Source organism: Lacibacter sp. (assembly GCF_035299325.1).
Lineage (GTDB): Bacteria > Bacteroidota > Bacteroidia > Chitinophagales > Chitinophagaceae > Lacibacter.
This window is the reverse complement of sequence record NZ_DATGWT010000043.1, coordinates 1-11,479: the sequence shown is the minus strand read 5'-3', so window position 1 is coordinate 11,479 and position 11,479 is coordinate 1. Positions and strand designations below refer to the sequence as shown.

Below are 11,479 nucleotides of genomic sequence, written 5' to 3'. Positions count from 1 at the left end.
AAGCATGAAATTCAGATATTCTTTTTCCACGCTTCTTGTTGCAGTGTTGCTGCTGGCAGCCTGTTCAAAAAAATTCGAAGAGCTAAATACAGATCCCAACAGACCGAAACAAATTACACCGGGTGTAATGCTGGGTCAGTTGCAACATCGTATTGTGAGTACCAGTATACAGGCAAGCCGTGGATTTACTCATGAGCTGATGCAGGTTGATGCACCACGTTCAAGCCCCGGCGGACAGGGATTACATCGTTACGTGGTAAACCCGGGTGCTGGTGTATGGAGCAATTTCTATAACTATCTCATCGATATTGAAGACATTTACAATATTGCCACAACATTGAAAGAAGATAATTACAGAGCCATTGCCCTGGTTTATAAAACATGGGCTTACTCTATTCTTACAGATCTGTATGGTGATGTGCCTTTTTCGCAGGCAAGCAAAGCAACAGAAGGAATTTTTCAACCTGCTTTTGACAAGCAGAAAGATATTTATATCCAATTGTTGAAAAATCTTGATACTGCGATTGTTCTTTTCAATTCAACCAAAGCACTCACGTTTGGTGGCGATATGCTGTACAATGCCAATACAGTAAGTGGCAACAGCAATGCAGGGATTATAAAATGGAAGAAGTTTGCAAACTCACTTAAGCTTCGTTTATTATTGCGTTTGTCGAAAAGAGATGGTGAGCTGAACATTACGGAACAGATCAATGCAATACTTTCCAATCCTGCACAGTTTCCTGTATTTACTTCAAATGCTGATGAAGCGATCTTCCGGTTCCCCGGTACGTTTCCTTACTTCAATCCGTATTATAATGCGAGGCAACTGGAGTGGAGAGATGGTACTTATTTCACAAAATTCTTTCTCGATAAAATGAATGCAGATAATGATCCGAGACGAACTGTATGGATACGCCCAATTACAGTAAACGGAGCAAGTGTATATCGTGGAATTGAAAGCGGTTATCCAACCACAACTGAATACCAGGTTGGTGCCAATTCAAGTTACAATGATGTCATGCGGACACTTCCATCGCTAGGTGTAATGTTTACATATGCAGAAGTAGAATTTATAAAAGCGGAGTTAGCATTGAAAGGATTTGTTACAGGTAAAACAGCCAAGCAACATTACGAAGCAGGTATCACCGCCTCTATGAATCAATGGGCTGTTACAATGCCTGCAGGCTATTTAACACAGCCGGGAGTGGTATATGATGAAAATGCAGCTACTGAAGAACAACTTGAACGCATCATGCTGCAGAAGTATTATGCGTATTTCTTTGTAGATTACCAATCGTGGTTTGAAAAAAGAAGAACAGGCTATCCTGTTTTACCAAGGGGAAATGGCATTCCGGCTGAAAATAAATTTCCTTCACGTGTACCCTATCCTACTTACTTACAATCGCTCAATCCCGAAAACCTGGCTGCTGCACAAACAGCGATGGGTGGAGATAACAGCGATGTGAAAGTTTGGTGGGATAAATAATTACATCTTAAAACAACAGTTACATGAAAAAAAATATCGGCTTCATACTGTGTTTGATGCTTGCGTGCACAATGTATGGGCAGACAAAGCAAAACGACAGCATCCGAACATTGATCGTTTTCTTTGATGGTTTACGACCGGATTATATTACAGCAGAAGGAATGCCCAACCTCCATGCATTCAGCAAACGATCAAGTTATGGAAAAGCACACCACAGTGTATTTCCTACTGTAACAAGAGTAAATGCAACATCTTATGCAACGGGCAGCTATCCCGGTACGCATGGTTTAATGGGCAACAGTGTTTATTTCCCACAGGTTAGTACAACTAAAAGTTTAAATACAGGAGATGCATCTGAATTAAATGCCATCAGCAAAGCACTGGATGGTCATTTAATTACAGCCATTTCATTGGGAGAAGTATTGAAGCAACATGGTAAAGACATGATGGTGTTCAGCTCTGGCACTACCGGTCAGGCGTTGATGCAAAACCATACGGTAAGCGGGGCAGTTATTAATCCTGCTATGATCTTACCGGAAAGCATCAAAGAAAAAGTGATTGCAGAAGTAGGCACTATTCCTGCTGCTGCGAAACCAAATACAGCAAGGCACGAATGGATCACTAACGCATTGATGAAATATGGATTGCGTTTGGATGGGCCGCTGGTAAGTGCAATCTGGTTTTCTGATCCTGATGGAACTGCACACGCAGATGGTATTGGTTCGCCTACTGCAATAGCTTCGATAAAATCGGTGGATGAGCAGTTTGGCCGAATCCTTGCCGATCTTGAACAAAAAGGTTTAGCCGATAATTTCAACATTGTTATTTCAACCGATCATGGATTTGTTACGCATGTTGGAAAAGACGGGCTTGTTGAATTTCTCATCCGAAAAGGATTAAAAAAAGAAAAAGAGTCGGATGATGTTGTGGTGGCAGGTGGTGCTATTTACATTAAAGATCATAACAAAGACTTATTGCAGCAGATCGTAACTGCATTACAGGCAGAAGAATGGATCGGCGCCATTTTTACAAAGGGAAACAAGAAAGGCGATATGAAAGGACATATTGCCGGTACACTTTCGTTTGAAAGCATTCATTGGAATCATGTAGAAAGAATGGCCGACATATTGGTGGATGTAAACTGGAGCGATGAAAAAAATACCGCTGGCTACGCAGGTACCAGTTATTCAAAAGGTGTTGCCGGACATGGAAGTTTAAGTCCGTACGAAGTGCATATTGCATTGTTGGCATCAGGCCCTTCTTTCAAACAATCATTTGAAAGCGATTTACCAACTTCAAATGTTGATCTTGTACCTACTATTCTTCACCTTCACCAATTGCCCATTCCTGCCACAGTGAACGGTCGTGTAATGCACGAGTTACTCATTAACAGCAAAACAACAGCAAAACCAATTGTAAAAAATGATGTAATTGAAACTTCAGTGAATTTTAAAGACGGCATTTATAAACTGATACTCAACCGTACAACACTTGACAACTATCAATACATCAACTTTGCAAAGGTGATTCGTGAAAAACAAACATCAACGGGTCAATAATGTTGAAGAGATTAATAAAAACGGTTAGAGTTTCACTCTATCCGTTTTTATTTTCTGGCAATGCTGATTCATCATACATCATGTGTAATAACGGGAACGGCCGGCCCAAACCATCTGTTTCCTTTCGCTCAATAACGGTGAAGCCCATGTGCTGATAAAATCCAACAGCCTGTTCATTTTGCTCATTCACATCCAACTCATATGCGCCGAGGATATGCATTGAGTAATGGAGCAATATTTTACCAATACCCTTCCCTCTTGCTTCCGGATGAAGAAAGAGCATTTCAATTTTTCCTTCTGCCACACCTGTAAACCCAAGAATCCGTTTTAATTCATCTTCATATACGTATATGGGTACCGTGGGGAAGATGGCTGGTAACATCAATTTAATTTCCTGCAGATAATCTTCCGGCAAAAAATGATGGGTAGCTCTTACTGATTGCTCCCATACATCAATTAAAACCGGGTAATCTTTTTCTGTTGCAACCCTGATCATCTTGAATTTGTTTTACAGAATTCACGGATCATATCGGCAAGCACAACATTATTTACTTTTTCAATAGGATGGGCTGTTTGCTCCAGCAGTTGAAAGCGGCTGTTTGGCAATGCTTTTTGTACGGCTTCAGTTTCTTCTCTTGTAACCATTTTATCATTGTCACCAAGCAATAAAAACGCAGGCTGTTCAATAGTTGTATAATCGTTTAGTTGAAGTGGGTTTTCTTTTCCCATTTGCACGAGCATTGCTTTTGTTTTGTCCAATACAAGTTTCCAATCATTTGGTGCATGTCGCTGTTTTAACTGCTCCGCAAATACAGGTACTTTTTCAAGGATTATTTCTGCATTCAACATAGCCACTTCTTTTGCTGCTATCATTTCATCCCATTGAAATTTTGTAGCGAGTGTTACAATTTCGCTGAGCAGTTGCGGATGTTGTTTAGCAAGATACAAAGCTACATAACCACCCATGCTGTAACCAAATACCGATGCCTGTTGAATTTTATGCGTTGAAAGATATTCTCCTACTTCATTTGCAAATGCTTCTATTAAAAAAGGTTCTTGCACAAAGGGTTTGCCCCCATGTCCACTGAAGTTGAAAAGATGAACACTAAAATCATTCTTCAATAAATCAGCCAATGGTTGTAATTGATCCTTTGAGCCGACGGCGCCATGCAATAACAGGAGATGTTTCATTCTATAAATAAACTCATTTTTCAGCAGCACAACAACAGGCATTGAATTTTTCAGGTAAACAAAAAATCCATTTACTTTACTGTATGAACCGCATGGATCGCCTTTTAGGAATTGTTACACTGCTGCAATCGAAAAAATATGTTCCTGCAGAAAAGATCGCTGATAAATACAACATCAGCGTACGGACTGTTTACCGTGATGTAAAAGCATTGGTGGAATTGGGCATACCGGTGAGTTTTGAACCGAACCGTGGTTATTTTGTAGTGCAGGGTTATTTTCTGCCGCCTGTTGCTTTCAGCAGCGAAGAAGCAAATGCATTGTTACTCACGGAATCGCTGGTGTATGGCTTTGCTGATAAATCGATCCAGAAACACTACTCGTCTGCATTGAATAAAGTAAAGGCTGTTCTCCGATCCACCCAAAAAGAAAAACTGGATTTTCTCGATAACAGCATTCGCATGCAGATGCACCCTAACCTTCAAATGAACTTTGAATACCTGTCGCAATTACAGGCAGCCATCACCAATCAAACAATCATTTATCTCGATTATACAAATGCCAAAGAAGAGAGCAGTAAACGCAAGTTAGAACCCATTGGTCTCATTTATTATGCATTCAGTTGGCACCTGATCGGCTGGTGCTATTTAAGAAAAGATTACCGTGATTTTAAGTTGATGCGTATCAAAAGTCTGCAGGTATCTGACCAGCCATTTCAGAAAAAAGACCATATCAGCATATCTGAATTCATGAAGCAATTGCCGGTGAGTTATTAATTTTTTCGAAGTTGAAAAACACACTGCCATAGGGTTGTCAGCGGGTCATTGTTGCTTTGTATCAAAATCAAAACATCATGACATTTACCGAATCATTTCTCAACGAACTCAACCACGAAGCTGTAACAACCCGTAAAATGCTGGAGCGTGTGCCGGCTGATCTTTTTCATTGGCAACCACATCCAAAAAGTATGACGTTAAAGCAACTCGCCACGCATGTTGCTGAGTTACCCACGTGGATCAATATGGTGATCAATACTAAAGAACTGGATTTTGAGGCCAACCCTTACCAACCTGTGCCCATTGCAAATGAACAGGAATTACTCAGCTACTTTGAAGAGTCACTATCAGAAGGGAAAAATGCCTTAGCAGCTGCAAAAGATGAACAGCTCACCGACCGGTGGGTATTGCGCAGTGGAGATGCCATTTACAGTAACGAATTAAAACGTGATTTTTTGCGCCACTGCTTTTGCCAGGTAGTTCATCACCGTGCGCAATTAGGCGTATATCTTCGTTTGCTCGATATTCCTATTCCGGGCAGCTATGGGCCGAGTGCTGATGAACAGAATTTTAATTAATGCAGATTAACCGGGGCTTGCAAAAGCTCCGGTTATGTTATACTGTACTTTCCAACTTCTTTACCGGCATCATCAAGCATTTGCAATTTCAATTGTTGCTGATTAGCTATGATCTTTATTAACGTTCTTGTGCCCGGGGACGGGCCGCCGCCAATAACGATCGGGTATTCATGCTGACCTTTTACAGGTGGATGCACACCATACACATGCGTATGTCCGCAAACAACAAGATCAACTTTGTATTTATCGAATAGTGGAGAAAATAATTTTCTGCTATGTACACTTCCATGCGCATCATTTGAGTAAAACGGCGGAATATGCATGAACACTACTTTATACCGTGCATTCCTGTAAGCTTCTGATTGCATGATTTTCTCCATCCATACCGCTTGCTTTTCTCTGAATGCATCAAAAGCAGCAAGTCCTGCATACACAGGTTTATCATCTTCTTTATCTTCTCCTGTATCAAGTGCAATTGCAAACACAGGTCCGCATTGAAAATGAAAATAATATCCCTGTGGATAAGAGAAATAATCTTTCAATTGATGAGCAAATGGTCCACGCACTTCATGATTACCTCTTACAAATAACAGCGGCTTTTGTATGGCAAAGTCATTTGTACAAGGTGTAATAAGATGGTTGATGATCTGCTCCTCTCCTGTTTGATAGTTGAACATATCTCCATTGAGAAAAACAAGATCATAAGGATCGTTACCGTTCAGTTTCAACAAATGCGGAAATGATGATGGCGTATCGTGCAGATCATTCAACACGAGAAGATTCACTTCATCTGCATCTTCAGCAACTGTGTTGAAAGTATATGTTTTGCTATAGATAGTTTCGCCAAAGAAGGGAACATCTTCATCATACCGCCTGATCTCTTTGGAAGCCACACGGTATTGATATGTTTTTCCCGGAACAAGATCTTCCAGGATAATTTCATGCACACGGTTATTTGAATTTACCAATCCATCTGTAACAGCATGAACTTTTTTACCAAGTGCAGCTGTTTCGCCATACTCCACCCAACTGTAACAGTTACGGTTAGTGATCCAGCGGATATACATTTGCCTGTTATCAAGTGTATGCAGGTATGGCTGTGTAAGAAATTCGTGTTGAATGATTGGCGGAGGAACTACTACTGCTTTATCATCGGTATTACAGCCCCGGATGTAGATATAACCCGCAGCACCAACGCCTGCAATTTTTGCTGCATTGGTTAAAAATTTACGGCGGTTAAAGGATGGTTTTTGGTTTTCCATTTTCAAGGATGGGCTTTTTCATTTGCAGTGATCGAATAAATCAATCAGCTACAGCCCAATATTACAACCAACGGCCTGATTTTACAAATTGGGTTTAGCTGTTGGCTTTATAATATTCACAAACCTTTGTCATCAAACATTTCTCACAATTCGGTTTTGGCCTGCAGATCTCCCGTCCTAAAAACGACATCGCCATACCTGCATCCCAATCTTTCTGCGGTAATACTTCCATGATCTGTTTTTCAATTTTTTTGGGATCAGTTCCTGTTGCAATACCAAGCCTTGGTGCCACACGCACCACATGCAGATCAACAATAACGCCTTCTGCAGGCTTTCCGCTTTCACGAAGAATTACGCAAGCTGATTTCCTTCCGATACCCGGCAGCTCAACCAACGCATCCAACGTATCAGGAATACTACTGTCCTTTTTTATTTTTTCTGCAATGCCTGTGAGCCATTTTGCTTTGTTACCAAAATTCCGAACCTTGCTGATGAAAGGGAATAAGGTTTCTTCTGTTGCTTTAGTCAATGCCTGCATATTGGGATATGCTTCGAATAATTTTGGTGCAAGGCTGTTAATATTTCTGTCAGAATCCTGAGCAGACAATACCACCATCACCACTAATTGATAAGTATTTTTATACTCCAGCGGATGTTGTTTGCCTTTGTATTTTTTCAGTAATGGTTTAATGGCTTCCGGCCAGTTGGTTTTTGTTGGCATGATGAATGGTTTAAGATATACAGCAATCTACAAAAAATACCTTTATGCATTTTGCAGATCGGCAATAATGATCTTCTTCATCTTCATCATAGCCTGCATTGCCCGGCCCGCTTTCTCCCGGTCAGGATCGCCTAATAATTTCCCAAGAATTGGCGGAACGATCTGCCAGCTTAAACCAAATTTATCTTTCAGCCAGCCACACATGCTTTCCTCTCCACCATCGGCTGTAAGTTTTTCCCAATAATAATCGATCTCCTCTTGTGTATCGGACTTTACAAAAAACGAAACAGCTTCGTTGAACTTGAACATGGGCCCTGCATTCAGTCCCTGGAATTCCAATCCTTCCAATTCAAAAGTAACGCCCATTACAGAACCGCCGGGGCCAGGCATGGTTGCAATTTGCTTTGAATTCTTAAACACAGATAAGTAAAAATTCATGGCTTCTTCGGCATTGCCATCGAACCATAAAAACGGAGTGATCTTTTGCATGATGATGTAGTTTTTTGTTGTTGATGAACACAACAAACATAGAACCATTCTGCAAGGATTAAAAGGTGTAATAACGACAATCTGAGGGGTTGTTTGCGCACCACGTTCTACTTGCTTAACCAGGCATTACCAGGTTTTAATTGCAGCATTTTTTTATTGACAGTCGGATAAAAGGTTATCTCAACACGTTTGTCATTTCGCAGTACAAACAATTTTGCCTCCATTGAAGGATCACCGTAAATACTATACCCTTTCAACACATCGCCTTTTTGTAAACCGGCTTTAAGAACAGATGCGTCTTCCTCTACGGCGGTAACAACAGCATCTTTTGCCAAACCACCTTTATCGGTTGTGAAACCATACGCAAATACAGGTACAGCACGTATTTCAAAACTGTTTTGTGTAACTGCGTTAAATGCATCCGGCGAAATAAATTTCCCTTGATGAATATATTGCTCCATTGCGGAAGAAAAACCTGCGGGAATATACTTCTCCATTGCTTTTGTAAAAGAGGCAACAGACACCCGTTCTCCTTTTCGTGCTTCGCTTAACAATTCCTGCATAACATCCTTTAACCGTGTTTTACCATTGGTTGCATGTTGTAAACTTGCATCGGCATACAATGCAAATACAAAACCACGGTTGTATGGTAATTTTTGAATAACGGGGTCGGTCCAGAATTTTTCTTTGATCACAGCATTTGCTGATTCATGTGCCGGATTATTGTAGTGAACAGCCAATAACGAATCAATACTTTGCTGGTATTGTTGTTTGTTAATAAAGCCGTTCTCATATAAATTCAAATGCGTAAAATAATCGGTAAACCCTTCGCTGAACCAATACATCAATTCTTCCGGATCACTTACTTTAATGCTGTTGCCGATCCAGTAATGCATCAATTCATGATTGTACAAATACAAGAGTTTCGACAGCTGGATATTTTTAACCGGTGTTGCGAAGCTGGTAAAGCAATTGGTTAAAGCAGTGCCCCCATAGCTATAGCTGTCTTCGTTTTCTATTCGCAACGGCACCAGTGATACACTGAAACGATCAATGGCATAATCGTTCCAGAATTTCCGTTGAAAATAAACTGTTCGCTGCACCATGTTGTACAATACAGTATCTGTAAACTGCCAGCTACCACGAATGGCAAGATAGACCGGCTTCCCGTTCACGTCAAAATTGTAAACCCTGAAATCACCTGCCGTCCACAGACTTCCGGTAAAAGCTTCAAGTGTTGTATTACTGATCCTGTGATTTGTTTCCGTGGAAAAGCTGCTGAGAAATTTCCAGTTTGCAGGGATTCCCTTCCAGTTGATATCAATTGTATAAACAGCCGTTGCCGTATCAGCCGGATGTACAAGAAATGTTGTTCCGATAAAATGCATGTATTTACTGCTGATAAACGGTTTATAACGATCACTGTTATCCGGCACACTATCCTGCACTGCAGTGCTTACCTGGTAGTGTAAACGAAGTTTTGCAGCACGTTTATGACTGATGATCACTTGTGAACTATCACCTTCTTTATACGTGTAAGATCCGCCTTCTACTTTTAAATTTTCAATGGAGCGATAAAGAAAGGATAAACCACCCCACTCGTTTGGCAACTGTAACACAGTTGTCCCCTTTTTAGAACCGGTAAACGTAAGAGAAATCGTCAATTGCCTTTTATCAGGCGCAAGATCAAATTGGTATGCCAGTTGTTTTGCATCCTGCGCCACCAACTGCAGTGTAAGAAAAAGAAGAATGATTGATAAGGTTGTTTTTTTCATAATCAGCAAAATAGGATGCAAAAATAATCTGCTCAAAAAAAATAGCGATGAAAATTGGATAAACGGCAGGAACGAACACAACAAAGGCAGGAATGAATCCTGCCCTCCATTAACCGTAAACCTACAAAATGATTTCATTGCCATCAATAGTCTTTATCAGTTGATTTGCGACATGTAAGTTGTGCTTTTTTCATATGTGCTGATGTTGAAGAACCCATTGTATAACTCAGCAACACGAAAGCCATGCCATTGCGTGCTGAACGGCGTGCTTCTGATACATCAACATTTACAAATCCTCTCTGTACACCTCCTTCCAAAATAAACCGTGGTGTGAAGCGAAATCCAATGGAAGCCATGGCCCCTGCGTCATGATTTGTTATTTTTTCAAAATTCAGACTCATCTGTTCTGAACGGTGTGATAATAACGGAGCAATATATCCACCGCCGCCGGCAAATAAACGCTTCGAACGGCCAATATAAAAATGATACTGTACAGGAATTTTGAGATAGTGTAATGAGATTGTACTTCCATCTCCGTCAATATCCTTTGTTGCAACATTTACGCCTCCTTGCTGGTACTGTGCGCTAATTACCAATCGTCCGATGCGAAAGTCATCAGCAACAAAGGAGATGCCGCCAAGAAAAGACAATTTTGGGCTGAGCGTTGTACGTGGCGAGAGATCAGACACAGACATGGTTGAAAATGATTCACCCGCTTCAACTTTCCAACTGTATTCAACATTTCCTTTTTTAGTTCCCCGTCCGGAAGTATCAGGCTGATTGCTGTGGGCATAGTTTTGTATCACAACAAGCAAACACATAAGTGATCCATAAATCGCTTTCATTGTAAATCGTTTTAAGTTTAGGTTTACACGAAGAGATACGTTGTGTCTTCTTCGTTTTGCATCGGGTGTAAAACTATTTACGGCAGAAAACGAAAACAGCCTGTAAGTTAGTTACAGGCTGTTGCTATTGAGTTAACGGTTGAGCAAGATCAACGATACTTGTTTACATCAAACGGGAACCAATACAATTCTTCCACATAACGATTGGTTCCTGCAATTTTTTTCTGTCGTGCAAAGTAGATGCGTTTTTCTTTTTCATGCACGAAAGGACAAAACTCTGCATCAACAGAATTGATAGGAAGGCCGAGATTCTTCGGCGATGTCCACTTGCCATCTTTTTTAAAACTAATATAAAGATCAACTTCGCCATATCCTTTTGGATTTGTTGAAAAATAAATGATGAAATCTTCTTTTGAAGAAATGTATGGATTCGATTCCCGCTCAGTTGTATTAATAGGCGAACCAATATTTTGTGCTGCTTGATATACGCCCTTTACTTTTCTTGAAAAATAAATATCCGAACTACCTTTGCCATCTTCATTCGTCTTCATAAAATAGATCGTACCATTCTTAGTCACAGACGCAAATGATTCAGAAGAATCGGTATTGATCAAATTACCGAGATGTTTTGCTTCACTCCATCCGGTTTTTGTTTTGGTTGATTGCCATATATCAAAGCCTTTACGTTGCGGTTGACCGAGCACAGGTCTGGTTGATTGAAACAATACTGTTTTTCCATCAGGACTGAACATCGGGTCAACATCTTTCCATTCAGCATTGGCTGTTGAAAAAACGGCAGG

Annotated in this window: 11 protein-coding genes and 1 pseudogene; 4 read left to right on the top strand and 8 right to left on the bottom strand. The window is 40.5% G+C overall.

Going from position 1 to position 11,479, the window contains the following annotated elements; translation table 11 throughout:
* Positions 1-4 precede the first annotated feature (4 nt).
* Positions 5-1,486 carry a SusD/RagB family nutrient-binding outer membrane lipoprotein gene (locus VK159_RS23060; RefSeq protein WP_324232537.1) on the top strand — a complete coding sequence of 494 codons (1,482 nt, stop codon included), beginning with the start codon at positions 5-7 and terminating at the stop codon, positions 1,484-1,486.
* Between the two features lie 23 nt (positions 1,487-1,509).
* The gene (locus VK159_RS23055) at positions 1,510-3,045 is read left to right on the top strand and encodes an alkaline phosphatase family protein (RefSeq protein ID WP_324232536.1); all 1,536 of its coding nucleotides are present in this window, start codon (positions 1,510-1,512) and stop codon (positions 3,043-3,045) included.
* A gap of 37 nt (positions 3,046-3,082) precedes the next feature.
* Here the strand turns inward: VK159_RS23055 and VK159_RS23050 are convergent, their stop codons facing one another.
* The gene (locus VK159_RS23050; RefSeq protein WP_324232535.1) at positions 3,083-3,541 is read right to left on the bottom strand and encodes an acetyltransferase; all 459 of its coding nucleotides are present in this window, start codon (positions 3,539-3,541) and stop codon (positions 3,083-3,085) included.
* Positions 3,538-4,236 carry an alpha/beta fold hydrolase gene (locus tag VK159_RS23045; RefSeq protein ID WP_324232534.1) on the bottom strand — a complete coding sequence of 233 codons (699 nt, stop codon included), beginning with the start codon at positions 4,234-4,236 and terminating at the stop codon, positions 3,538-3,540. Before VK159_RS23045 ends, VK159_RS23050 begins: the two co-directional genes overlap by 4 nt.
* 92 nt (positions 4,237-4,328) lie before the next feature.
* On the opposite strand from VK159_RS23045, the gene VK159_RS23040 reads away from it, so the two are divergent.
* Together VK159_RS23040 and VK159_RS23035 are read left to right on the top strand one after the other, a co-directional pair.
* A complete protein-coding gene (locus VK159_RS23040) occupies positions 4,329-5,009 on the top strand; it encodes a YafY family protein (RefSeq protein WP_324232533.1) in 681 nt (226 codons plus the stop codon).
* Between the two features lie 77 nt (positions 5,010-5,086).
* On the top strand, positions 5,087-5,587 hold the full coding sequence (locus tag VK159_RS23035; RefSeq protein WP_324232532.1) for a DinB family protein: 501 nt from the start codon (positions 5,087-5,089) through the stop codon (positions 5,585-5,587).
* Positions 5,588-5,619: 32 nt separating this feature from the next.
* Here VK159_RS23035 and VK159_RS23030 read toward each other — a convergent pair whose 3' ends face one another.
* The 6 genes and pseudogenes from VK159_RS23030 to VK159_RS23005 all read right to left on the bottom strand — a co-directional run.
* A complete protein-coding gene (locus tag VK159_RS23030) occupies positions 5,620-6,849 on the bottom strand; it encodes an FN3 domain-containing metallophosphoesterase family protein (protein WP_324232531.1) in 1,230 nt (409 codons plus the stop codon).
* Positions 6,850-6,943: 94 nt separating this feature from the next.
* Positions 6,944-7,570 (bottom strand): endonuclease III, encoded by a 627-nt coding sequence (locus tag VK159_RS23025; protein WP_324232530.1) that lies wholly within the window; start codon positions 7,568-7,570, stop codon positions 6,944-6,946.
* A gap of 42 nt (positions 7,571-7,612) precedes the next feature.
* Positions 7,613-8,059, bottom strand: coding sequence for a VOC family protein (locus VK159_RS23020; RefSeq protein WP_324232529.1), 447 nt, complete (start codon positions 8,057-8,059; stop codon positions 7,613-7,615).
* A gap of 107 nt (positions 8,060-8,166) precedes the next feature.
* On the bottom strand, positions 8,167-9,834 hold the full coding sequence (locus tag VK159_RS23015) for a hypothetical protein (RefSeq protein WP_324232528.1): 1,668 nt from the start codon (positions 9,832-9,834) through the stop codon (positions 8,167-8,169).
* 143 nt (positions 9,835-9,977) lie between these two features.
* Positions 9,978-10,679, bottom strand: coding sequence for an outer membrane beta-barrel protein (locus VK159_RS23010; protein ID WP_324232527.1), 702 nt, complete (start codon positions 10,677-10,679; stop codon positions 9,978-9,980).
* Positions 10,680-10,828: 149 nt separating this feature from the next.
* Positions 10,829-11,479 (bottom strand): annotated as a pseudogene (locus VK159_RS23005) (hypothetical protein); the annotation flags it as partial.